General features: G+C 71.5%; 20 protein-coding genes. 7 read left to right on the top strand and 13 right to left on the bottom strand.

What is annotated here, in order from left to right; all coding sequences use genetic code 11:
- Positions 1-35: 35 nt before the first annotated feature.
- The 4 genes from CLV46_RS06825 (at position 36) to CLV46_RS06810 (ending at position 5,161) form a co-directional block, all read left to right on the top strand.
- Positions 36-1,055 (top strand): LLM class flavin-dependent oxidoreductase, encoded by a 1,020-nt coding sequence (locus CLV46_RS06825; RefSeq protein WP_100364079.1) that lies wholly within the window; start codon positions 36-38, stop codon positions 1,053-1,055.
- Positions 1,056-1,107: 52 nt separating this feature from the next.
- Positions 1,108-2,010, top strand: a complete 903-nt coding sequence (locus CLV46_RS06820) for a coiled-coil domain-containing protein (RefSeq protein ID WP_100364078.1) — start codon at positions 1,108-1,110, stop codon at positions 2,008-2,010.
- A 136-nt stretch (positions 2,011-2,146) separates the two neighbouring features.
- The gene (locus tag CLV46_RS06815) at positions 2,147-3,559 is read left to right on the top strand and encodes a dihydrolipoyl dehydrogenase family protein (protein WP_245866603.1); all 1,413 of its coding nucleotides are present in this window, start codon (positions 2,147-2,149) and stop codon (positions 3,557-3,559) included.
- A 225-nt stretch (positions 3,560-3,784) separates the two neighbouring features.
- The gene (locus tag CLV46_RS06810) at positions 3,785-5,161 is read left to right on the top strand and encodes an HNH endonuclease signature motif containing protein (RefSeq protein ID WP_170028542.1); all 1,377 of its coding nucleotides are present in this window, start codon (positions 3,785-3,787) and stop codon (positions 5,159-5,161) included.
- 375 nt (positions 5,162-5,536) lie between these two features.
- On the opposite strand, the gene CLV46_RS16650 is transcribed toward CLV46_RS06810, so the two are convergent.
- The 6 genes from CLV46_RS16650 to gatC form a co-directional block, all read right to left on the bottom strand.
- Positions 5,537-5,677: a hypothetical protein gene (locus CLV46_RS16650; RefSeq protein ID WP_157802253.1), complete on the bottom strand. Its 141-nt coding sequence runs from the start codon at positions 5,675-5,677 to the stop codon at positions 5,537-5,539.
- A gap of 2 nt (positions 5,678-5,679) precedes the next feature.
- Entirely contained in the window at positions 5,680-7,179 is a 1,500-nt protein-coding gene (gene gatB, locus CLV46_RS06805; protein ID WP_100364076.1) for an Asp-tRNA(Asn)/Glu-tRNA(Gln) amidotransferase subunit GatB, read from the bottom strand.
- Between the two features lie 90 nt (positions 7,180-7,269).
- Positions 7,270-8,694 carry an APC family permease gene (locus tag CLV46_RS06800; RefSeq protein WP_100364075.1) on the bottom strand — a complete coding sequence of 475 codons (1,425 nt, stop codon included), beginning with the start codon at positions 8,692-8,694 and terminating at the stop codon, positions 7,270-7,272.
- A 64-nt stretch (positions 8,695-8,758) separates the two neighbouring features.
- On the bottom strand, positions 8,759-9,616 hold the full coding sequence (locus CLV46_RS06795; protein WP_100364074.1) for an SDR family oxidoreductase: 858 nt from the start codon (positions 9,614-9,616) through the stop codon (positions 8,759-8,761).
- Between the two features lie 81 nt (positions 9,617-9,697).
- Positions 9,698-11,239, bottom strand: a complete 1,542-nt coding sequence (gene gatA / locus CLV46_RS06790) for an Asp-tRNA(Asn)/Glu-tRNA(Gln) amidotransferase subunit GatA (RefSeq protein WP_100364073.1) — start codon at positions 11,237-11,239, stop codon at positions 9,698-9,700.
- On the bottom strand, positions 11,236-11,535 hold the full coding sequence (gatC, locus tag CLV46_RS06785; RefSeq protein ID WP_100364072.1) for an Asp-tRNA(Asn)/Glu-tRNA(Gln) amidotransferase subunit GatC: 300 nt from the start codon (positions 11,533-11,535) through the stop codon (positions 11,236-11,238). Before gatC ends, gatA begins: the two co-directional genes overlap by 4 nt.
- Positions 11,536-11,700: 165 nt before the next feature.
- On the opposite strand from gatC, the gene CLV46_RS06780 reads away from it, so the two are divergent.
- Positions 11,701-11,967 (top strand): hypothetical protein, encoded by a 267-nt coding sequence (locus tag CLV46_RS06780; RefSeq protein ID WP_100364071.1) that lies wholly within the window; start codon positions 11,701-11,703, stop codon positions 11,965-11,967.
- Positions 11,968-11,992: 25 nt separating this feature from the next.
- On the opposite strand, the gene CLV46_RS06775 is transcribed toward CLV46_RS06780, so the two are convergent.
- The 6 genes from CLV46_RS06775 to CLV46_RS06750 all read right to left on the bottom strand — a co-directional run bounded on the left by CLV46_RS06775 (position 11,993) and on the right by CLV46_RS06750 (position 18,923).
- Positions 11,993-12,424: a hypothetical protein gene (locus CLV46_RS06775; RefSeq protein ID WP_100364070.1), complete on the bottom strand. Its 432-nt coding sequence runs from the start codon at positions 12,422-12,424 to the stop codon at positions 11,993-11,995.
- Between the two features lie 50 nt (positions 12,425-12,474).
- Complete coding sequence (locus CLV46_RS06770; RefSeq protein ID WP_100364069.1) at positions 12,475-13,884, bottom strand: alpha/beta hydrolase; 1,410 nt, start codon at positions 13,882-13,884, stop codon at positions 12,475-12,477.
- Between the two features lie 152 nt (positions 13,885-14,036).
- On the bottom strand, positions 14,037-16,325 hold the full coding sequence (gene ligA, locus CLV46_RS06765) for an NAD-dependent DNA ligase LigA (RefSeq protein WP_425430404.1): 2,289 nt from the start codon (positions 16,323-16,325) through the stop codon (positions 14,037-14,039).
- Between the two features lie 74 nt (positions 16,326-16,399).
- Positions 16,400-17,509: a tRNA 2-thiouridine(34) synthase MnmA gene (gene mnmA / locus CLV46_RS06760; RefSeq protein ID WP_100364068.1), complete on the bottom strand. Its 1,110-nt coding sequence runs from the start codon at positions 17,507-17,509 to the stop codon at positions 16,400-16,402.
- A 34-nt stretch (positions 17,510-17,543) separates the two neighbouring features.
- Positions 17,544-17,744: a pilus assembly protein TadG-related protein gene (locus CLV46_RS06755; RefSeq protein ID WP_100364067.1), complete on the bottom strand. Its 201-nt coding sequence runs from the start codon at positions 17,742-17,744 to the stop codon at positions 17,544-17,546.
- A 9-nt stretch (positions 17,745-17,753) separates the two neighbouring features.
- Positions 17,754-18,923 (bottom strand): cysteine desulfurase family protein, encoded by a 1,170-nt coding sequence (locus CLV46_RS06750; RefSeq protein ID WP_100364066.1) that lies wholly within the window; start codon positions 18,921-18,923, stop codon positions 17,754-17,756.
- Between the two features lie 52 nt (positions 18,924-18,975).
- Between CLV46_RS06750 and glgX the strand changes: the two genes are divergently transcribed.
- Positions 18,976-21,024, top strand: coding sequence for a glycogen debranching protein GlgX (gene glgX / locus CLV46_RS06745; protein ID WP_100364065.1), 2,049 nt, complete (start codon positions 18,976-18,978; stop codon positions 21,022-21,024).
- A 37-nt stretch (positions 21,025-21,061) separates the two neighbouring features.
- Complete coding sequence (gene ybaK / locus CLV46_RS06740) at positions 21,062-21,556, top strand: Cys-tRNA(Pro) deacylase (protein ID WP_100364064.1); 495 nt, start codon at positions 21,062-21,064, stop codon at positions 21,554-21,556.
- A 145-nt stretch (positions 21,557-21,701) separates the two neighbouring features.
- Here the strand turns inward: ybaK and glgP are convergent, their stop codons facing one another.
- Complete coding sequence (glgP, locus tag CLV46_RS06735) at positions 21,702-24,251, bottom strand: alpha-glucan family phosphorylase (protein WP_100364063.1); 2,550 nt, start codon at positions 24,249-24,251, stop codon at positions 21,702-21,704.
- Position 24,252: the final 1 nt, after the last annotated feature.

Here is a 24,252-nt window from a genome sequence, read left to right as displayed (position 1 = left end):
GGAATATGCGCACGTATCGAGACGCTGCACCGGGCATGAAGAAGCTCGGGTTCCTCTCCTTCGGCCACTGGCAGCCGGTGCCCGGCTCGCGCACACGCACCGCGGCGGACGCCCTCCTGCAGAGCGTCGAGCTCGCGGTCGCCGCGGAGGAGCTCGGCGCGGACGGGGCGTTCGTGCGCGTCCACCACTTCGCCCGGCAGCTCGCGTCGCCGTTCCCGCTGCTCGCCGCGATGGCCGCCCGCACGAGCCGCATCGAGATCGGCACCGGCGTCATCGACATGCGCTACGAGAACCCGCTGTACATGGCCGAGGAGGCGGCGGCCACGGATCTGCTGAGCGGCGGGCGCCTGCAGCTCGGCGTGAGCCGCGGCTCACCCGAGACGGCGCTCCGCGGCTCTGAGACGTTCGGGCACGTGCCTCCCGAGGGCATGACCGACGCCGACCTCGCCCGGGCGCACACGGAGCTCTTCCGCGCGGCGATCGCCGGGGCGGGCCTCGCGCAGGCGAACCCGCAGATGACCGGAGGGGCCACCGGCGCGCTGCCCATCCAGCCGCAGTCCCCCGGCCTCTCGGACCGGATCTGGTGGGGCGCCGGCACCCGCGCCACGGCGGTGTGGACCGCCGAGCAGGGCATGAACCTGATGAGCTCGACGCTGCTCACCGAAGACACGGGTGTGCCGTTCCACGAGCTCCAGTCGGAGCAGATCGCAATGTACCGCGACGCGTGGCGCGAGGCCGGACACGAGCGCACCCCGCGGATCTCGGTGAGTCGCAGCATCCTGCCGATCACGACGGACGAGGACCGCAGGTACTTCGGCGGACGGTCGGAGGACCGGGAGGATCAGGTCGGCTGGCTCGACGGCGGGCTCGCCCGGTTCGGAAAGAGCTACGTCGGCGAACCGGAGCAGCTCGTCCGCGAGCTCGCCGAAGACACAGCGGTCGCCGATGCCGACACCCTGTTGCTCACGGTGCCGAATCAGCTCGGGGTCGAGTACAACGCGCACCTGCTCGGCACGATCGTGCGCGATATCGCCCCCGCACTCGGTTGGCGCTGACCGCCCCCTGACGCCACGGCCGCATTCCGGCGGTGCGGGCTAGCATTCGAGCGTGCCCGACGACGCCCCGGATGACGCGCTCACCGCGATCGCCGACGAGCTGTACGCCCTGCCGCTCGACGACTTCACGAGCGAACGGAACGCGCGCGCCAAGGAGGTGCGCGCGGAGGATCGCGGGCTCGCACAGCGCGTCTCGAAGCTGACGAAACCGTCGGCGGCGGCGTGGACGGTCAACATGTTCGTGCGGCACCGCCGGGATCAGTTCGACCAGCTGTTGCAGCTCGGGGAGACGCTCCGCCGGGCTCAGGACGACCTCGACAGCGAGACGATGCGCACTCTCGGGGCACAGCGACGCAAGCTCATCGGCGCGCTCGGCCGGGAAGCCGCCTCGGTCGGCGCCGACCTCGGTCATCGCGTCAGCGGCGGGGCGATCGAGGAGGTCGAGCAGACGCTTCAGGCGGCCCTCGCAGACCCGGATGCGGCGGCCGCGGTCGGGACCGGCCGGCTCGTGCGCAGCCTCACGTCGACCGGATTCGAATCGGTGGACCTCTCGGGTGCGCTCGCGGGGGGCGATTCGACGACGCCGACGACCCGGACCCGTCGCGCCTCGTCCTCCTCGGACTCCGACGACGCGGAGCGCGCCGAACGGGAACGCGCTCGCGAACGCGCCGCCGCGCGGGACGCGCTCGAGGAGGCGCAACAGCGGGCCGACGATGCCGAGGCCGAGCTCTCCGGACTCGACAAGCGACTCGAGCAGTCCGAACGACGCCGCACCCGCATCGACGAGGAACGGCGAGAGCTCGAGCAGCGTCTGGCCGAGCTCGAGGACGACCTCGCGACCCTCGACCGCGAGACCCGCCGCTTGCGCGGCACCCGCGACGACGCCGCACGCGAACTGGACGACGCGCGCACCGCCGTGGACGACGCGGAGAAGCGGATGCGCGACCTCCGCTGACCCGGTCGCCGCTCCTCCCGGTGCATCGGCTGCGATGCTCCGGCATGCCTCGGGTGCGCTCGATACAGTGACGACGACCCGGATGTCGGGTCGCCCGCAGCGTGACCGTGCGGTCGCGCCGACCCTGGGAGCGCTCATGTCGCAGACCGCCGACCACTACGACGTCGCCGTGATCGGATCGGGTCCGGCCGGCACGGCTGCGGCGCTCCGCGCGCGCGAGCTCGGGGCGAGCGTCGTCGTGTTCGAGGCCGGCCTCACCGGGGGCACGTGCGTCAACACGGGGTGTGTGCCCACGCGGGTGCTCGCGAAGACCGCGCGCCTGGTGCGCGAGACGCGCGACGCGGCCGAGGCGGGCATCGTGGTCAACAGCCCCCGCGTGGATTGGGCGGCGACGGTGCAGCGCGTCCACGAGCGGGTCCACGCCGTGCGCGGGATCAAGCGGGAGGCCGAGCGGTTCGCCGCGGCGGGCGTCCACCTCGTGCAGGAGGGGCGCGCCCGCTTCGTGGACGACAGCACGCTCGAGCTCGACAGCGGCCGTCGCGTGACGGCGGGATCGATCCTGGTCTGCGTGGGAGGCCACTCCCGGCGCCTCCCCGTGCCCGGGAACGAGCTCGCACTGCTGCCCGAAGACGTACTGAACCTCCCGGACCTGCCGGGCCGCGTGGCCGTGATCGGTGCCGGCAACACCGGGGCGCAGCTCGTCACGGTGCTCAATGCCTTCGGGTCCGAGGTGACCCTGCTGGAAGTCGCGCCACGCATCCTCATGGCCTCCGACGCCTCCATCTCCGACGCCGTCAGCGCCGCGTTCACCGCCCGCGGCGTGCGGGTGCAGGCGGGCATCGAGACCGTGAGCGGATTGGAGCGCACCGACGACGGATCGATCCGGCTCGCCTGGCGCGCGGACGACGCCGACCTGTCGGCCGAGTACGACGCGGTGATCATGGCTGCCGGCTGGCCCGGCAACGTCGACGACCTCGGCTTGGAGAACACGGGCGTCGAGACGGAACGGTCCGCCATCCGCACCGACCGCTACTTCCGCACCTCCGTGCCCCACATCTTCGCCGTCGGCGACATCACCGGGCGCGACATGCTCGTGCAGGCGGCCCAGTTCGAGGGCGAGGCCGCGGCGGAGAACGCCGTGCTCGGCGCGAACCGGCGCACCCCGCACCACCTGCTGCCCGCGGGCGGCTTCACCGATCCGGACTACGCGGGGGTGGGACTCTCGGAGGCGGAAGTCAGGGACCGCGATGTCGCGTGCGTCGTCGCGACGGTGCCGTACGCGGAGCTCGACCGCGCGGTGATCGACGCTCGCGAGGAGGGGTTCCTCAAGCTCATCTCCGACGGACGCCGCGAGCTGCTGCTCGGCGCGCACGCCGTTGGCGAGAACGCGATCGAGGTGATCCAGTCCGTCACCACCGCGATGGCCGCCGGCGTCGACGTGTCGACCCTCGCCGGGGTGCGCTTCGCCTACCCGACGTACAGCGCCATCATCGGCTCGGCCGCGCGTGCGCTCCTGCAGCAACGGGAGAGCGGCGCCGAGCTCACCTGATCGCGCGCCCTGAGCCCATGTTCCGCTCCCTGAGCCTGTCGAAGGGAGCACCCCGCACGACCCCGCTCCCTGAGCCTGTCGAAGGGAGCATCACGAGGCACCCGGAATGTCGGTGGTTGCTGGTCTCGTGGGGGTATGGAGCAGAGCAGCACCACCGGATCCGCGGTCGACGGAGCTGCCGTTCCAGCGCCGTCGAATGTCGGTGGCTGCTGGTCGACTTCAGATATGGAGCAGAGCAGCACCGCCGTCGCGGATCCCCCGCCGACGCCTGCGGCGCGCGCTCTGGCTGAGCGGTTCGAGCTCGCCGAGGACCTCCAGCTGATCGACCGATCGGTGAACATCGCCGCGGCGGCCCGGATGACGATGGTCGAGCGGCTCCGGGTCTCGTGCGGTGCGCCGTCGGCGTCGGACGGGGTCAGGTTCCGTCCACAGGGAGACCTGGAATGGCGCTCCCTCCGCGCCGAGATCGCCGCCCTGCTCACCATCACCGAACGCGCCGCCGAGCATCTCCTGCAGACCGGGTGGGCGCTCCACGACCACCTCCCCGGCACGCTCGCCCTCTTCCACGACGGCTCCATCTCCGAGCGTCACGCTCACACCATGGCCCACCACACCAACGGGCTCACCGCGCAGCAGATCCGCGAGCTGGAGGAACAGGCGCTGCAGGTGGCCCCTCGCCTGAACCCGGCGAGGTTCGAGACGCGGGTGCGGATGCTGCGGCAGAAGATCACCGCCGAGGTCGCCGCCGAACGTCACCGGGAGGCCGCCAAGGCACGGCACGTGTCGGTGCAGCACGTCGACGACCAGATGGCATGGTTGACCGCCTACCTCCCCGCCGTCGAAGCGACCGCCATCCTCAACCGGCTGGAGAACACCGCGACCGGACTACGCAACGACCCGGAAGAGGAACGCACCCGCAACCAGCTCATGGCCGACACCCTCACCGAACTGCTCCTCACCGGTCACGCCACCGGAACCGCCGGAATCACCGCCACCGTGCACCTCACCGTCCCCGCGCTCACCCTCCTCGGCCACACCACCGACCCCGCCATCCTCGACGGATTCGGACCCATCGACATCGACACCGCCCGCCGGCTCACCGCCGACGCGCCCTCCTTCACCCGCATCCTCACCCACCCGGAGACCGGCGCGATGCTCTCCCTCGGCCGCACCAGGTACCGGCCCACCGCCGCGATGCGCGACTGGTTGCGGCTGCGCGACGGCACCTGCCGCGCGCCCGGATGTGGACGACACGCCGACCGTTGCGACCTCGACCACACCACCGACTGGGCCCACGGCGGCACCACCGACCACGACAACCTCGCCCACCTCTGCCGCCACCACCACACCCTGAAACACCACACCCCATGGGAGCTCCGAGCCGGACCCGCACCCGGAGTTCTGGAGTGGGTGTCACCGCTCGGATACATCCACACCACCGACCCGTTCCTCGAATACGGCACACCGCCACCCGAGGCGGCCGTCGACGCAACGCCGGACACCGACGACCTCGAACGACTCCCACCCGATCCCGACCGCGAATGGTACGAGACCGAGTGGCAACGGATCATCCGCACCACCTACGCACCGAGCGCAGCCTGAACGCGGCTGGGCGCCCGCGTCCCCTGATCCCGTCGAAGGGAACACCCCCGCACGACCCGCTTCGACAAGCTCAGCGAACGTAGGCGTCTCGATACGCTCCTTCGTCGCTACTCGACGAGCGGGGCGAGCCGCACCCCGTTCCCTGAGCCTGTCGAAGGGAACACCCCGCACGACCCGCTTCGACAAGCTCAGCGAACGTAGGCGTCTCGATACGCTCCTTCGTCGCTACTCGACGAGCGGGGCGAGCCGCACCACGTTCCCTGAGCCCGTCGAAGGGAACACCCCGCACGACCCGCTTCGACAGGCTCAGCGACCGGGGACGGCGCAACCGTCAGGACCCGTCGATCGTGGGCGTCTCGATACGCTCCTTCGTCGCTACTCGACGAGCGGATCGGGACTCGCGTGACGCTCCGACCAGCTCAGCAACCGTGCCACAAGGTCAGCGAGCAGCGCGCGACCGACCGCCACGAGCGCCACACCCGCGGCGGGGACCACCCAGCGGCGCCCGGCCCGCACGGCTACTGCTGGGCGCGCTCGAGCACGAGCTCGCGCACGCGGGCGGCGTCCGCGGTGCCCTTCATGGCCTTCATGACCGCGCCGATGATCGCGCCCGCGGCCTGTACCTTGCCGTCCTGGATCTTGGCGAGCACGTCGGGCTGCGCGGCGAGCGCCTCGTCGATCGCGGCGAGCAGCGCGGAATCGTCCGACACGACGCGGAGACCGCGCGCCTCGACGACCTCGTGCGGTGAGCCCTCACCGTCGATGACGCCCTCGAGCACCTGGCGGGCGAGACGGTCGGTGAGGTCGCCGTTCTCGACGAGGGCGATGAGCTCGGACACGTCGTGCGGCGAGACGAGCGTTCCCGGCTCGACCTCGCGCGCGTTCGCGATGCGGGCGATTTCGCCGGTCCACCACTTGCGCGCCTGGAACGGCGCCGCGCCTTCGCGCACCGTCTCGGTGACCTCGATGAGCAGGTTCGAGTTCACGATGTCGCGGAACTCGGCGTCGGTGAAGCCCCAGTCGGCCTTGAGCCGGCGGCGCATCGTGGCGGGCGCCTCGGGCAGGGCATCACGCAGCTCCTGGATGAGGGCGGGCGACGGCACCACGGGCAGCAGGTCGGGCTCCGGGAAGTACCGGTAGTCGTCGGCGTCGCTCTTCGGGCGACCGGCGGAGGTGGTGCCGGTGTCCTCGTGCCAGTGCCGGGTCTCCTGGGTGATCGTGCCGCCGGCAGCGAGGATCGCCGCCTGACGCTGGATCTCGTAGCGCACCGCGCGCTCGACGCTGCGCAGCGAGTTCACGTTCTTCGTCTCGGTACGCGTGCCGAGCTTCTCCTGACCGCGCGGGCGCAGCGACACGTTCGCGTCGCACCGCAGGTTTCCGCGCTCCATGCGCGCGTCGCTGATCCCGAGACCGCGCACGATGTCGCGGATCGTGCCGACGTACGCCTTCGCGAGCTCCGGGGCGTCCTTCTCGGCACCGAAGATCGGCTTCGTCACGATCTCGACGAGCGGCACACCGGCACGGTTGTAGTCGACGAGCGAGAACTCGGCACCCTGGATGCGGCCGGTGGCGCCGCCGACGTGCGTGAGCTTGCCGGCGTCCTCCTCCATGTGCGCGCGCTCGATCGGGATGGTGAACAGCCGTCCGTCCTCGAGCTCGACCTCGACGGAGCCCTCGTACGCGATCGGCTCGTCGTACTGGCTGATCTGGTAGTTCTTGCCGAGGTCCGGGTAGAAGTAGTTCTTGCGCGCGAACCGGCTCGACTCGGCGATCGAGCAGCCGAGGGCGAGCCCGAGCGAGATGGAGTACCGCACGGCCTGCTCGTTGACGACGGGGAGGCTGCCGGGGAGGCCGAGGTCGAGCGGAACGAGGGCCGTGTTCGGCTCCGCGCCGAAGATGTTCGGCGCGTCGGAGAACATCTTCGTCTTCGTGTTCAGCTCGACGTGCACCTCGAAGCCGAGCACCGGCTCGAAGAGTTCGAGGGCCTGATCGAAGTCCATGAGTTCCGCGCGAGCCATGCCTCAATCCTAGGCGCGACGCGGGAGCCCGGGCGCCTGCCCGCGGCCGGCGTCCGGGCGCGTGCCCGCGGCCGGCATCCGGTTCCTCGCTCAGTCGCGCCCGTCGAGGTCGGTGGTCGCGATGACCCTCGTGTCCACGTCCTCCCGGTAGGCGCGGCGCCCACCGGTGAAGTAGGTGATCGCCCACAGCACGAGCCCGACCGCGAGCAGCACACCCGCGATGAGGTACTGCTGCGGGTCCCGGCCGGAGGAGAACGGGAACACGAGCCAGGCGCACGCGAGAGCGCCGATGATCGGGAACACCGTGCCGGCGTGGAAGTGCTTGTGCTCCACTCTGTCGCGTCGCAGCACCAGCACCGTCACGTTCACCACCGCGAACACGGTGAGCAACAACAGCGACGTCGTGCCGCCGAGCATCACCACGACGGGCGAATCCTGTCCGAGCGAGACGAAGGTGATGAGCCCGAGCGAGAGGACCGTGGTGAAGATGATCGCCGTCCACGGCGTGCGGCGCGTGGAGTGCACGCGGCCGAGGAAGGCCGGCAGCACGCCCTTCTTGCTCATGCCGTAGAGCAGCCGGCTCGCCATCATCATGTTGATGAGCGCCGTGTTCGCCACCGCGAACATCGAGATGAACGGCAGCAGGTCGGCGATCGGGAAGTCGGGCGCCGCGGTCTGCACGACCGTGACGAGCGGCGTCTCGTTGTCGGTGAGCTCGCCGATCGGCACGAGCGCGACCGCGCAGATGGACACGAGCACGTAGATGACCGCGGCGATCCCGAGCCCGGTGAGCATGATGCGCGGGAAGATACGGCTCGGATCCTTCGTCTCCTCCGCCATGTTGACCGAGTCCTCGAATCCGACCATGGCGAAGAAGGCGAGCGAGGTCGCGGTGCTCACCGCGAGGAGAGTGTTCTTGTCGTCCGGCGACTGGAACAGCACGACCTGCGACCAGTCGCCCTGCCCGCCCGCGAGCGCCCACGCGCTGATGAGGATGACGAGAACGAGACCGGAGAGCTCGACGAGCGTGAGCACGACGTTGACCCCCATGCTCTCGCTCACGCCGCGGAAGTTGACGAGCATGACGAGCAGCATGAACGCGAGCGCGATGAGCAGGATGCCGCCGGGCGCGAGATCGAGGCCGAATCCGGCCGCGAGGTTGGCGGCGAACGCCTGCGAGGCCGTCGAGGCCGAGGTGATGCCCGAGCACATGACGATGAAGCACACGATGAAGGTGACGACGTGGATACGGAACGCCTTGTGCACGTACAGGGCGGCGCCGGCCGTCTCCGGGTACTTCGTCACGAGCTCGAGATAGGAGAACGCGGTCAACAGGGCGACCGCGAACGCGATGAGGAACGGCACCCACGCGGCGCCGCCCACCTCGGCGGCGACCTGACCGGTGAGGGCGTAGATGCCCGTGCCGAGGATGTCGCCGATCACGAAGAGCAGCAGGAGTTTCGGGCCGATCACCCGCTTGAGCTCGGTCTGCTGTGGCTGCTGGGTCTGGGTCATCGTCGTCCTCCCCGCTCGATGTGAGCACCCATCATGCTCCTTCTCGAGCGGGGAGGGCGACGGATCAGCTCAGATCTTCGGCGAGCGCTCGGGCGAGCGGCACGGTGGGCCGGCCGATCAGGCGCGAGAGGTCCCCCGAGGTCTCACCGAGCAGACCGTCGCGGATGTTGCCGTCGAGCGCGACGACGAAGCCCGCGGTGCCCTCGTCGAGACCAGCGTCGAGCAGTGTGCGCAGGTGCTCCTCCGGGGTGAGGGCACGGTATTCCACGGGCCGGCCGAGCACCTCGGATGCGGCGGCGGCGAGTTCGGCGGAGCTCCATGCCTCATCACCGGAGAGCTCGTACACGGCTCCCTCGTGCCCGTCCTCGGTGAGCACGACCGCGGCGGCCTCGGCGTAGTCGCCACGCGGCGCGCTGGCGACGCGCCCGTCGCCGACGCTCGAGGAGACGACCCCGCTCTCGCGCGCCCTCTCGACCGTCGCGGTGTAGTTCTCGGTGTACCAGTTGTTGCGCAGCACGGTCACGGCGAGACCGCTCGCGGCGAGCCGCTCCTCGGTGGCCTTGTGCTCGGGTGCGAGCACGAGCGTCGTGTCGGTGGCGCGCGGTGCGCTCGTGTAGACGATGCGGCGGGCGCCGGCTCCGACGGCGGCGTCGATCACGTTGCCGTGCTGCTGCACGCGCTGCCCGACCGCGTCGCCCGAGACGAGCATGACCGTGTCGACACCCTCGAGGGCGCGGCTCAGCCCGTCGACGTCGGCGTAGTCGGCGCGAGCGGTGCGCACGCCGAGCCCTTCGAGTTCCGCCAGCCGGGCCTCGTTGCGGCCGAGGGCGACGATGTCGCCCGGCGCCGTACCGCGCGCCAGCAGGTGGTCGACGATGAGGCGGCCGAGGTGTCCGGTGCTGCCCGTGACGGCGATGGTCATGTGAGGGTCCTTTCGTCGGAGCGTTCCCTCGCCCCAACCGGACCCGGTCACCCGGTTATTCCATGCGAGCGCATGAAACGCTCAGACCGCGCCCTCCCGGGCGGCGAACATCTCCCCCGCGACCAGATCCGGCGCCTGGCGCAGCAGCGGACCACCCCAGCGGGCCTCGAGCAGCTGCTCGATCGCCGCGCCGACCGTGTAGAGCCGCGCATCCTGGCGCAGCGGCGCCATGATCTGCAGCCCGGTCGGCAGCCCGTCCTCGGGCGCGAGCCCCATCGGGATGCCGATGCCGGGAACCCCGGCGAGGTTCGCCGGGATCGTCGTGATGTCGTTGAGGTACATCGCGAGCGGGTCGTCGAGCTTCTCGCCGAACTTGAACGCCGTCGTCGGCGCCGCCGGCGACACGAGCACGTCGGCCTGCGCGAACGCCGCGTCGAAGTCGCGCTGGATGAGGGTGCGCACCTTCTGGGCGCTGCCGTAGTAGGCGTCGTAGTACCCGGCCGACAGGGCGTAGGTGCCCAGGATGATGCGGCGCTTCACCTCGTCGCCGAATCCGACCTCACGCGTGGCCGCCATGACCTGTTCGACGGTCCCGCCGCCCTCGGGGGCGACCCGCAGGCCGAAGCGCACCGAGTCGAACTTGGCGAGGTTGCTCGAGGCCTCGGCGGGCAGGATGAGGTAGTACGCCGACACGGCGTACTCGAAGTGCGGGGCGGAGACCTCGACGATCTCGGCGCCCGCCTCGGCGAGCAGCTCGAGCGTCTCGCTGAAACGCTGACGCACGCCCGCCTGGAAGCCCTCGCCGTTGAGCTCCTTGACCACACCGACCCGCACGCCGCGCAGGGCGTCGCCGGTGAGTCCCGCACGGGCGGCGTCGGCGAACGACGGCCACACGTCGGGCAGCGAGGTCGAGTCGCGCGGGTCGTGGCCGCCGATCACGTCGTGCAGCAGTCCGGCGTCGAGCACGGAACGCGCGACGGGACCGACCTGGTCGAGCGAGGAGGCGAGGGCGATCGCGCCGTAGCGGGACACACCGCCGTAGGTGGGCTTCATGCCCACGGAGCCGGTGACCGCGGCCGGCTGGCGGATGGACCCGCCGGTGTCGCTGCCGAGCGCGAGGGGCGCCTCGTAGGCACTCACCGCGGCGGCGCTGCCGCCGCCTGAGCCGCCCGGGATCCGCTCGAGGTCCCACGGGTTGCGGGTAGGACCGTACGCGGAGTGCTCGGTGGACGAGCCCATCGCGAACTCGTCCATGTTGGTCTTGCCGAGGGGCACGAGGTGCGCCTCGCGCAGCTTGCGCACGACGGTCGCGTCGTACGGCGGGATCCATCCCTCGAGGATCTTCGACGCCGCGGTGGAGGGCATGTCGAGCGTGCAGAGCACGTCCTTGATGGCGACGGGAACACCAGCGAGCGGCCCCAGCCGGGCACCGTCGCCGCGCGCCGCGTCCACCTGCGCCGCCGTCGCGAGCGCGGCGTCCGAGACGTGGAGGAAGGCGTGCACGTCGCCGTCGACGGCCTCGATGTGGTCGAGGTGCGCCTGCGTCACCTCGACGCTCGACACCTCCCGCCGGGCGAGCAGATCGGCGAGCTCGGACGCGGGCTTGTGGATGAGGTCGCTCACTGCTCCTCCCCCAGGATCGCGCTGACCTTGAAGCGGCTGCCGTCGTGCTCGGGGGCGCCCGAGAGCACCTGCTCGAGCGTCAACGGATCCCCGACGACGTCGGGGCGGAACACGTTCTGCAGCGGCACCGGGTGGCTCGTCGCGGGCACATCGGGCGTCGCGACCTCACTCACCTTCGCGACCGAGTCCACGATCGCACCGAGCTCTCCGGTGAGCTTCTCGATCTCGTGTTCGGTGAGCCCGATGCGGGCCAGGCCGGCGAGGTGGCGCACCACGTCGGGGGTGATCTCAGACATGCGACTCCGTCGAGGTCGTTGCGGGGGTTGGCTGCCAGTCTATTCGCGCACGACCGCCGCCCGCGGGACGGCGAGGCACCCGAACGGTGCAGACGGTCCTCCGAGTCGCCGCAGAAACAGCGGCGGATGCTCGACCCGGCGGGACGGCCGACCTAGCGTGGGCACATGAGCGAGCAGACACCCTTCGGAGCGGACGAGCAGACCTTCCTGACCCCCGGATCGTCGACGTCGATCCCCTCGCCGATCCCCGGTCCTCCCGGCACGGAACCGGAACCCTCCCCCGTGCCGCGCCCGGAGCCCGACCAGGAGCCGGTGCCCACGACCGACCCGGAGCCGTTCCCGGCATCCGACCCCGAGCCCTATCCGACGCCGGAGGTCGACCCCTTCCCGGGTCAGCCGGTGCCGGAGCCGCGTCCCGACCCCGCCCCGTAAGCGGTCGGCATCGAGCGGGTGCCGGTCAGTCCGGCCGGCACTCGCTCTCCCCCTGGAGGGTCATGCCGTCGTCGGAGACCCGGAAGACCAGCACCTCTCCGCGCCCGCTGCCCTGTAGCTCGGTCACATCGCCGACCGCCGTGGAGTCCACGCGGTAGTCCAGGCCCTGCCAGTACTCGGTCACCGCCGCGGCGGCCTCCGACGCGTCCCGTGGCGCATCCGCCAGCCGGAGCGCCGGATAGCGTGTGCCGTCGACGAAGAGCGGGATCGTGCAGTTGCGGGCCGTCGGATCGTCGACGTTCTCCCACTCACCGCCGACCTCGTTCTGCGTGTCGTCGAGCACGGTCGTGAAGCGGTCACGTGCCTCTGCGGGGTCGAGGCCGCCGGGCGCGGAGCACCCGCCGAGCAGCGCGGAGGCGACGAGCACGGGAAGCAGTGCGGCGGGAGAGGTTCTCATGACGGCGATCGCATCGACGCGATCCTCCAGCTTAACCCGGAGACCCGGCCTCAGCGACGAACGCCCGCGAGGGTGCGTGTGACGTCGTGGTCGGAGCCGTCGGTGACGAACTCCTCCCGGTCGATGCCGATGAGGGCGAGGTTGCGCAGCGACTCGGTGCCCGGGCCGAAGTATTCGTTGTGACCGACGGACGCGGCGAGCACCTCGTTCGTGATCGCGTCCACCCCGCCGGCGACGCTCATCGGTCTCGCCCCGTACTCGGCCGCTCCCGGGTCGCTTCCGAAGTAGGCGGAGTTCGGGATCGGGTCCCACGCGGCCTCGCCGACGAACACGTTCCCGCCGCGCACATGGAGTTCGTCGACGCTCTGCGCGTCGCTGCCCGGGGAGCCGATGAGAGCGAGGGCGTCCACCTGGAACCGCTCCTCGGTGAGCGCCATGAGCGCAGCCGTGGACCCGTAGGAGTGCGCGAGCACGGAGACATAGGGCTGATCCGCGGCGCGTACCGTCTGCAGACCGGTGATGAGTTCGGTGATCTCGTCGCGGCCCTCGTACGCGAGGTCGAGCGAGCCGACGTTGAGCAGACTCGGGGTCTGGTACCCCATCCAGGCGATCGCGGCGACGTCGTCGCCGTCGCCCGGCACCGACCCGTCGGCGCGGTCGAACAGGCGCAGCCAGCTCGTCTGCTCGTCGTAGAGACGGGCGGCGATGTCGGTCCAATCGTCGATCTGCCCGGTCACGCCGAAGAACATGCCGGGCACGAGCACGCTCACGTAGTCGGCGGTCTGCGGATTGCCGACGGCGATGGCGGCCGTGCGGCCCTCCCCGTCGAGGGACAGCAGGTAGCGCTGCGGCACAGAGCGGGAGTCGCCGAGGGCGGCGTCGACGGCGCGGAGGGCGTCGATCCCCTGCTGGAGCCGGGCGCTCTCCCCGCGACCCGCATCCGATTGAAGCTGGGCGTCGAGGGACTCGAGCTGGATGTCGAGGTAGCTGCGGTTGGCCGTGTTCCGCACGCTGAACGGCACGCCCTCGAGGTTGCCGACGACCCCGGGAGCTCCGGACATGACGGCCATGCGGGAGCTGCGATCCAGCCCCGACCACCACCCGGCGACGACCCGCGGTGCGGGAGGCGTGGCGAGAAGATCGCGGAGGTTCGCGGGGTCCGAACGCACGTACGCGGCGAGTTCGTCGGCGGAGTGGCGGCCCAGTTCGGCGAGCAGGCCCGTTCCGCTCACCGCCATGAGCCGGCGCTGGACGGTCGATTTGCCCCCGCCCACGGCGACGGGGTCGGCGGCCGTGATGCGGGTCGGCAGCGGCGGGGCGTCAGTCGCGGCGAGGCGGTCGGGGTGGTCGGCGACCGTGAGGGTGACGACGATCGACGCGCGCTCGGGCACGACAGGGGCCTCGGCGGCGAGTCCCAGGTGCCCCGAGGTGACGAGTAGCGCTGCGATGTCGAACAGCAAACCGGGTGTCCCATCGTTCGCGACGAACCCGGGTTCCCCCGCCGAACACGGCTCCGCGCACTCGAATCATAAGCGGAAACGCACCCCCTTCGGGGGGCGGGCGGCACATCCGCCCTCCCCGACATCGCTCTCGACCCCCGTTCAGGGGGCATTCAGATGGCGCTCGGGCCGCTCTCCACCAGTCGGGCGAACTGCTCCGCGTCGATGATCCGCACCCCGAGCTGCTCGGCCTTCGCGAGCTTGGATCCGGCGCCCGGACCGGCGGCGACGAAGTCGGTCTTCTTGCTCACGCTGTTCGCGGCCTTGCCTCCCCCGCGCAGGATCGCCTCCTGCGCCTCCTCACGCGTGAACCCCTCGAGGGAGCCGGTCGCGACGATGGTGAGTCCGGCGAGCGGTCCGTCGACGGCGGCAGCGTTGCCGGGTCCGGGGTGCCCGGGCGTCGCGAGCTGGGCTCCGGCGCGCTCCCACCTCTCGAGGATCTCGCGGTGCCAGTCCACCTCGAACCACTCGATGAGCGCGTCGGCGATGATGCCGCCGACGCCCTCCACCGCGGCCAGTTCGTCGCGGCTCGCCGCGCGGATGGCCTCGATCGAGCCGAAGTACCGGGCGAGGGCGCGGGCGGCGACGGGGCCGACGTGCCGGATGCTCAGCGCCACGAGGAACCGCCACAGTTCGGCGGTCTTCGCCTTCTCGAGGTTGGTGATGAGCTCGACGGCGGCGCTCGAGGGCACGAAGTCGGCGTCGCCGAAGAAGTCGCCGTCGGGGTCGAAGGACGGATCGGCGTTCGCGCCCGACTTGCGGCGGCGGCGACGGAAGGGGGTGTCGGTCTTCGCGATCTGACTGCCGTCGGCGGCGTCGACGAGTTTCGGAAGGCCGGTCTCCGCATCCCGCACCGCGACCTCGATGGGGAACAGGTCGCGCAGGGTCAGTTCGAACAGGCCCGCCTCGGTCTCGAGCGGCGGTGTAGCCGGGATCGTGGGCTGGGTGAGCGCGGCGGCGCTCACCTCGCCGAGGCCCTCGATGTCGAGGGCTCCACGGCTGCCGATGTGCTCGACACGCCCGCGCACCTGGGCGGGGCAGCTGCGGGCGTTCGGGCACCGCAGGTCGACGTCGCCCTCCTTCGCGGGACGCAGCTCGGTGCCGCACTCCGGGCAGTCGCGCGGCATGACGAACTCCCGTTCGGTTCCGTCGCGCAACTCCACGACGGGCCCGAGCACCTCGGGGATGACGTCGCCGGCCTTGCGCAGCACGACGGTGTCGCCGATGAGCACGCCCTTGGCTCGCACGACGTCCTGGTTGTGCAGGGTCGCCTGCCGCACCTCGCTGCCTGCGACGCGCACCTTCTGCATGACGGCGAACGGGGTCGCCCGCCCGGTGCGCCCGACGCTCACGACGATGTCGAGCAGTTTCGTGTTCACCTGCTCGGGCGGGTACTTGTAGGCGATCGCCCAACGCGGTGCGCGGCTGGTGGCGCCGAGTTCGTCGTGCAGGGCGAGTTCGTCGACCTTGACGACGACGCCGTCGATCTCGTGCTCGACGCTGTGCCGGTGCTCGCCGAAGTGCTCGATGTAGGCGGCGGCCTCGTCGGCCGTGCCGACGACGCGGTAGTGCGAACTCGTCGGCAGGCCCCACTCGGCGAGCAGCCCGTACACCTGGGACTGCGAGGCGACGGGCGGGTCGGGCCAGGCGCCGATGCCGTGCACGAGCATGCTGAGCCGGCCGAGTCGGGCGATCATGCGCTCGAGCGCCGCGGGCGCCTTGCCCTCCTGCTTCTGCCGCAGGCTGCCGGACGCCGCGTTGCGGGGGTTGGCGAAGACCCGGTCGCCCGCCTCGACCTGCCCCGCGTTGAGGGCGGCGAAGGCCTCGTTGGTGAAGAAGACCTCGCCGCGCACCTCGACGATCGGCGGGTGACCGGTTCCGGCGAGGCGCTGCGGGATGCCCGGCACCCGCCGGATGTTCTCGGTCACGTCCTCGCCGACGACGCCGTCACCACGCGTCGCGGCGCTCGTGAGCCGGCCGTTCTCGTAGCGGAGGCTGATCGCGAGCCCGTCGATCTTCAGTTCGCACAGGTAGGCGATCGACCGGCCCGCGTCTCGTTCGGCCTTCGCCGCCCAGGCGAGGAACTCGTCACGGCTGAACACGTTGTCGAGACTGAGCATCCGTTCCCGGTGCGTGACCGGGTCGAACAGGGTGGTCTGCGCTCGACCGCCGACGGTCTGGGTGGGGCTGTCCTGTCCCTGCAGCTCGGGGTGGAGTCGCTCGAGCTCCTCGAGCCGGCGCATCATCGCGTCGTACTCGTCGTCGGAGACGAGCACCTCGTCGCGCTCGTAGTAGGCGTCCCGCAGCTCGAGGATGCGGGCCGTGAGGCGCTCCGCCTCGGTCCGCGCGGCGGCGAGGCCGGCGTCCGTGTGCTCGGGCACCTGGGTGTCGATGTCGCTCACGCCGCGAGTCTACGGGCGACCCCCGACGTCACCACGGTGCCGGGCGGGCACGGGATCGTGCTCGCGGCGGAGCCTCAGGATGCGGGCTGCGGAACGGCCGAGACGGTGCGGTCGATCGTGCACTGGCCGAGCACGCGCGTGCCGACGTAGACGACGGCGGTCTGACCGGGCGCGACTCCGCCGAGCGGCTCGCGCGGGGTGAGCACGAGCTCACCGTCGCGCACGACGGCGACGGCCGGAACCGGGTCGGCGTGCGCGCGGATCTGCACGTCGCAGTCGAACTCCTCGTGCGGTGCCTCCGGCGCAGCCCCGGCCCAGGTGTAACGGGATCCGGCGAGCTCGGAGACCTCGAGCGCCTCCCTGGGACCGACGACCACACGGTTCTGCTTGGGGTGGATCTCGAGCACGAACCGCGGCTTGCCGTCGGCGGCGGGTCGGCCGATCGCGAGTCCCTTGCGCTGGCCGATCGTGTAGCCGTGGGCCCCGCGGTGCTCGCCGACGACGGTGCCGTCGCGCTCGACGATCTCCCCCGGCGTCTCGCCGAGCCGGTCGGCGAGCCACCCGCGGGTGTCCCCGTCGGGGATGAAGCAGATGTCGTGGCTGTCGGGCTTCGCGGCGACGCTCAGTCCGCGGGCGGCGGCCTCGGCGCGCACCTCCTGCTTCGACGGGGTCGCCCCGAGCGGGAACATCGCGTGGGCGAGCTGCTCGGCGGTGAGCACTCCGAGCACGTAGGACTGGTCCTTCGCCCACGCGGCGGCGCGGTGCAGTTCACGGCGACCCGACGCATCCGTGCGGATGTCGGCGTAGTGCCCGGTGCAGACGGCGTCGAAGCCGAGGGCGAGGGCCTTCTCGAGCAGCGCGGCGAACTTGATGCGTTCGTTGCAGCGCATGCACGGGTTGGGCGTGCGGCCGGCGGTGTACTCGGCGACGAAGTCGTCGACGACGTCGAGCTTGAAGCGCTCCGAGAAGTCCCACACGTAGTACGGGATGCCGAGGGCGTTGGCGGCGCGCTGCGCATCCATCGAGTCCTCGATGGTGCAGCACCCGCGGCTGCCGGTGCGCAGGGTGCCCGGCATCCGGCTGAGCGCGAGGTGCACGCCCACCACGTCGTGTCCCGCCTCGACGGCACGCGCGGCCGCCACCGCGGAGTCCACTCCGCCGCTCATGGCCGCCAGTACGCGCATCGTTCCAGTGTAGATCGCGCTGGAGGTGCCGCGATCAGGCGGGTCGGTCGTCTTCGAGGTCGCGGACGCGGCGTTCGAGCTCGTCGATCCGCCCGTCGGCCTCCGCCCCGGCGAGTTCGCGGCGTCGCCGGTACACCCGCGCACCGAACCAGGCGAAGCCCGCGATGACGAGCACCGGGAGCACCACGACCGCGAGGATGACGATCACGTGCCATCCGGTGAGGTTGCCGAGCATGCGGGCAGCCTAGCGGGCGGGATGCACGGCGAACGAGGTCGCGCGGGCGGCGAGCCCGGCGGCGCGAGCGCGCTCGACCGCAGCCGGGAGCGCCGCGAGCAGGGCGCCGACGTCGTCGATCGTGGAGTCGTGCCCGAGGGTGAACCGGAGCGCCCCGCGGGCCTCCGACTCGTCGAGGCCGAGGCCGAGCAGCACGTGCGACGCCTCCGGGATGCCCGCGCGGCAGGCGGAGCCGGTCGAGACCGACACGCCCGCCGCATCGAGCAGGAACAGGAGCGAGTCCCCCTCGCAGCCGGGGAAGGTGAAGTGGGCGTTGTTCGGCAGCCGGTCGTCCGGGTCGCCGCGCAGGACGGCGTCGGGCACGAGCCGCTGCACCCCGGCGATGAGGCGGTCGCGAAGATCGCGCCGGTCGTGGGAGTGTCCCGCGACGGCGCCGAAGGCGACGGCGGCCGGAACGTCCTGGGTGCCCGAGCGCACGTCGCGCTGCTGGCCGCCGCCGTGGATGAGCGCCTCGATCCGCGTACCCCGGCCGAGCACGAGCGCACCGATGCCCTGCGGACCGCCCGCCTTGTGCGCCGACACGCTGAGCGCGGCGAGGCCACTCGCCGCGAAGTCGATCGGCAGCTGGCCGTACGCGGCGATCGCATCGGCGTGCACCGGCACGCCGTGCGCCGTCGCGAGCCGCACGACCTCGGCGACGGGCTGGATCGTGCCGATCTCGTTGTTGGCCCACAGCAGCGTGACGAGCGCGACGTCCTCGGCGAGCGCCGCCTCGAGCGCCGCGAGGTCCACGCGGCCGGTCGGGTCGACCGGGATCCACTCGACGAGGGCGCCGTCGTGTCGCTCGAGCCATTCGAGGGCGTCGATCGTGGCGTGGTGCTCGCCGAGCGGGGCGAGGATGCGGGGTCGCGAGCCGGGCGGGGTGTTGCGCGCCCAGTAGATGCCCTTGATCGCCGAGTTGACCGCTTCGGTGCCGCCCGAGGTGAACACGACCTCGATCGGTTCGCAGCCGAGCGATGCGGCGACGCGTTCCCGCGCCTCCTCGAGCAGCTGCTTCGCGCGCTGCCCGTGGCTGTGGATCGACGACGGGTTGCCGACGAGACCGAGGGCGGCGACGTAGGCCTCCGCCGCCTCGGGCAGCAGCGGCGTCGTCGCGGCGTGGTCGAGATAGACGGGCACGGCACCTCCTCACCGCGACGGGCGCGGCTTCCGCACCCCCTACTCTAGATCCGTGCCCGCGCCCGATCCGCTCCGCGAACTGGGAGTCCGATCCGACGCCGACGGCGGGGAGCTGCGCGTCTGGAGCGGCTCGGCGGAGTCGATCGAACTCCGGCTGTGGGACGACCGCGATCCGGGCTGGTGCGTCGAGCGGATCGCGCTCGAACGCGACGCGCACGGCGTGTGGAGCGGCCGGTCCGCCCTGCTGACACCCGGCCGCCGCTATTCGCTGAGCGCCGACGGCCCGACCGGTCCGCTGCACGCCTTCGATCCCCGGATCGACCTCCTCGATCCCTACGCCCGCGGCCTCGAACGCACCCCCGACGGCGGGTGGCGCGGCTACGTTCAGGCCGACGACGGCTTCGACTGGGGCGGGGTCGCCAAGCCCGCCACTCCGCTGGATCACACCGTCGTCTACGAGGCCCACGTGAAGGGGCTCACCAAGCTCAATCCGGCGCTTCCCGAGGAGCTGCGCGGCACCTACGCCGGCCTCGCGCACCCGTCGACGATCGAGTACCTGCTCGACCTCGGGGTCACCGCCGTCGAGCTGCTCCCCGTGCACCAGTCGGTGAGCGAGCCGCGCCTCGTGAAACAGGGCCTCGTCAACTACTGGGGGTACAACACCCTCAACTTCTTCGCCCCGCACACCGGATACGCCACGCGCGCGGCACAGACCGGGGGCCCGGGGGCGGTGCTGCGGGAGTTCCGCGGCATGGTGCGCCTGCTGCACGAGGCCGGCCTCGAGGTGCTGCTCGACGTCGTCTACAACCACACCGCCGAACTCGGTCGCGACGGGCCCACGACGAGCCTGCGCGGGCTCGACGACGCGCACTACTACCGCCATCTGCCCGACGGCTCCTACCTCGACACCACCGGATGCGGCAACACCGTCGACGCATCGCACCCGGCGGTGCAGCGGCTCATCCTCGACTCCCTGCGCTACTGGAGCGAAGAGGTGCAGATCGACGGATTCCGCTTCGACCTCGCCGCGACGCTCGGTCGCGACGCGCGCGCCGAGTTCGACCCCGCTCATCCGCTGCTCACCGCGATCCTCGACGACCCGGTGCTGCAGCGGTCGAAGCTCATCGCCGAGCCCTGGGACGTCGGCATGGGGGGCTGGCGCGTGGGCGAGTTCCCGCGCCGCTGGCTGGAGTGGAACGACGGCTACCGTGACCGCGTGCGCGACTTCTGGCTCGGCGACGTCGCCTCCGCGCGGCGCCACGGCGTCGCCCCGAACGGGATCGGTCCGCTCGCCCGCCGCCTCGCCGGCTCCGCCCACGTGTTCACGTGGGAGCGCGGACCGCTCGCCTCGGTCAACTTCGTCACGGCACACGACGGGTTCACCCTCGCCGACCTGACCGCGTACGACCGCAAGCACAACGAGGGCAACGGGGAGGACAACCGCGACGGCACCGACGCGAACCGCTCCTTCAACCACGGCGTCGAGGGCCCGACCGACGACGAGACGATCGCCGACACCCGTCTGAAGGCGATGCGGAACCTGCTCGGCACGCTGCTGCTCAGTGCCGGCGTGCCGATGCTCACCGCCGGCGACGAGTACGGCCGCACCCAGAACGGCAACAACAACGCGTACTGCCACGACGACGAACTGACCTGGCTCGCCTGGGACCGCGAGGACTGGCAGGAGGAGCTGCGCGTCACGACGCAACTGCTGCTGCGGCTGCGTCGCGAGCATCCGGCGCTGCGGCCGGTGCGGTTCGGCCGGTTCGGCGAGACCGTGCCGAGCTCGAACCAGATGGACTGGTACAACAAGGAGGGTCTCGCCATGACGGGCGAGGACTGGGACTCGCCCGCCGAGCGCACGCTGCAGTACCTCGCCGCGTCGACGCCGGAGCTCGAGCACTTCAGCCGCATCCTGCTGGTGGTGCACGGGCTCGAGGAGGACGTCACGGTCACCCTCCCCGAACACGAGGGCGTCAGCGGGTACACGCTGCTGTGGGACTCGGCGATGCCGGAGCTCGACGAGGTGGAGCTGGAACACGGTCCGGGAAGCGAACTCGTCGTCGCGGGCACCTCCATCCAGCTCTTCGCGGCGCACTGACCGACGGCACCGACGGATCAGCACCGGAGCACACGGGATGGCGAGACGGGCGGATGCGGCGGGCGGCACCCCCGCCACGGTCGCGTTGACGGCGGCGGGCATCGCATTCACGGCGCATCCGTACCGGCACGATCCCGCCGCGGCGAGCTTCGGGCTCGAGGCGGCGGAGGCGCTCGGCGTCGAACCCGAGCGCGTCTTCAAGACGCTGCTCGCCGACACCGACGCCGGACTCGTGGTCGGCATCGTGCCGGTGGCGGGCCGGCTCGACCTCAAGGCCCTCGCCACGGCCGTCGGTGCGAAACGCGCGGTCATGGCCGACCCGGCGGTCGCGGAACGCCGCACGGGCTACGTCGTGGGCGGCATCTCCCCCATCGGGCAGAGGACCACCCTGCCGACCGTGCTCGACGAGACGGCGGAGCTGTTCGACACCGTGTTCGTGAGCGGCGGCCGGCGCGGACTAGATCTCGAGCTCGCCCCGGCCGATCTGCTGCGGATCACGGGTGGTCGAGTCGCCGCCATCGCCCGCGACTGAGCACCGGCGGCGACCACGACGGCAGCCACAGCGGAACTCCTCCCGCGCGACCGCGTGTCGCCGCCGGAGGGAGCGGCGTGGCGCGCGGAATTCCGCTCTCGACGCAGCACCACGCCGCCTGAGGCGGCCGCGCCGCGAGCCCCGGTCAGGCGATCGCGACGAGTCCCAACTCCGCCGGGGTGGCAAGCAGCTCGTGGCGGGGCGTGACGCGCACCGTGTAGCCGAAGCTGCCGGCGCGCGCGAGCCGCACCGTGCCGGCGAACGCCGTCGCGTCGCCCTCGGTGCCTTCGACCTCGAGTCGCGCACGTTCGACCTCGGCGAGGCGGTCCTCGTCGCGGGCGCGGCCGTAGACGACCTCGACCTTGACGTCCGACGGCGACAGGTCGCCGAGGGTGACGTGGGCGCGCACGTGCAACTGGTCGCCGACCTGCGGAACGGTGTCCACTCCCCCGGATTCGACGTGGGCGACGTGCACGGCCGGCCACGCGGCCCGCACGCGGGTCACCCACGCGGCGAGGTCGCGGCCGCCGGCGAACCCGGCGTCCGACACGGCGCGCTCGGACTGCGCGGCGGGCACGTAGAGCCGCTCGACGTACTCCTTGACCATCCGGTCCGCCGACAGGGCCGGGGACAGGGTCGCGAGCGTGTGGCGCATCGAGGCGACCCAGCGCGTCGGCACGCCGTCGGCACCGCGGTCGTAGAAGCGCGGGGCGACCTGGTTCTCGATGAGGTCGTAGAGCGACTCCGCCTCGAGGGCGTCACGCTCGGCGGCGTCGCCCGCGCTGTCGGCGCTCGGGATGGCCCAGCCGTTCTCGCCGTCGTAAAACTCCGCCCACCAGCCGTCGAGGATCGACAGGTTGAGCGAGCCGTTGAGGGCCGCCTTCATGCCGGAGGTGCCGCACGCCTCGAGCGGACGCAGCGGGTTGTTCAGCCACACGTCCGTTCCGGGGTAGAGCAGCTGCGCCATGCCGATGTCGTAGTTGGGCAGGAACACGATGCGCGTGCGCACGTCGGGCTCGGACGCGAACTGCACGAGCTCCTGGATGAGCCGCTTGCCCTCGTCGTCGGCGGGGTGCGACTTGCCGGCGATCACGAGCTGCACGGGCCGCTCCGGATGCGTGAGCAGCTTCCGCAGTCGCTCGCGGTCGTGGAGCATGAGCGTGAGGCGCTTGTAGGTCGGCACGCGTCGCGCGAAGCCGATCGTGAGCACCTCGGGGTCGAGCAGGTCGGAGAACCACGCGGGCACGCCGGCGCCGGGGTTCTGCTCGTTCCAGGATGCGGTGAGACGGCGGCGGGCGTCGGTGACGAGCTGGGCGCGCATCCGGCCCTTCATCTCCCACAGGTCACGGTCGGTGATGGCCTCGTTGCGCCAGTCGCACGAGGTGGTGTCCCACGCGCCGAGCCGGTCGGAGACGAGGTCGAGCACCGCGGGGTCGGTCCAGGTGGGGGCGTGCACGCCGTTGGTGACCGAGGTGATCGGCACGTCCTCGGCGTCGAACTGCGGCCACAGTCCGCCGAACATGCCACGGCTGACCTCGCCGTGCAGCTGGGAGACGCCGTTGGCGCGCTGTCCGAGGCGCAATCCCATGACGGCCATGTTGAAGGTCGAGGGGCTGCCGCCGTCGTACGACTCGGCGCCGAGCGCGAGCACGTCGGCGACCTGCACCCCGGGGAGGAGGTCGGTCGAGAAGTACCGCTCGACGAGCGAGCGGTCGAACCGGTCGATGCCGGCCGGAACGGGCGTGTGGGTCGTGAACACGGTGCCGGCGCGCACCACCTGGAGGGCTTCGGCGAAGCTCAGGCCGGTGCCGATGAGGTCGCTGATGCGCTCGAGGCCCTGGAAACCGGCGTGTCCCTCGTTGGTGTGGAACACCTCGGGGGCGGGCGATCCGGTCAGCTCGGTGAAGATCTTCACCGCACGCACGCCGCCGATGCCGAGCAGGAGCTCCTGCAGCAGCCGGTGCTCTCCCCCGCCGCCGTAGAGGCGGTCGGTGACCCCGCGCAGTTCCTCGGGGTTCGCCGTGATGTCGGTGTCGAGCAGCAGCAACGGCACGCGCCCGACCTTCGCCTGCCAGATCCGGGCGTGGAGCACGCGATCGTCCGGCAGGGCGAGCGCGACCTGCGCCGCACTGCCGTCCGGGTTGCGCAGCACGCTGAGCGGCAGCCCGTCCGGGTCGAGCACGGGGTAGCTCTCCTGCTGCCAGCCCTCCCGCGAGATGCCCTGACGGAAGTAGCCGGCGCGGTAGAACAACCCGACGCCGATGATCGGCACGCCGAGGTCGGAGGCGCTCTTGAGGTGGTCGCCGGCGAGGATGCCGAGACCGCCGGAGTACTGCGGCAGTGCCGCCGCGATCCCGAACTCCGGGGAGAAGTAGGCGATGGAGGTCGGGGCGTTCTCGAGCGACTGGTACCAGCGCGGCTCGGAGAGGTAGTTGTGCAGGTCGTCGAGCAGCGCGTCGGCTCGCCCCACGAACGCATGGTCGTTCGCGAGCTCCTCGAGCCGGGCCGGGCTCACCTCGCCGAGCAGGGCGACCGGATCGTGCCCCGTCCGCTCCCACAGCGCCGGATCGATCGAGGTGAACAGCTGGAGCGTGGGCTCGTGCCACGACCACCGCAGATTGGTGGCCAGCTCGCCGAGGGCGCCGAGCGACTCCGGGAGGACAGTACGGACGGTGAACCTTCTGATGGCCTTCACT

The sequence above is a fragment of the Diaminobutyricimonas aerilata genome (genome assembly GCF_002797715.1).
In the GTDB taxonomy this organism is placed as follows: domain Bacteria; phylum Actinomycetota; class Actinomycetes; order Actinomycetales; family Microbacteriaceae; genus Diaminobutyricimonas; species Diaminobutyricimonas aerilata.
Note: the sequence above shows the minus strand (reverse complement) of the source record. Positions and strands in the feature narration are given on the sequence as shown.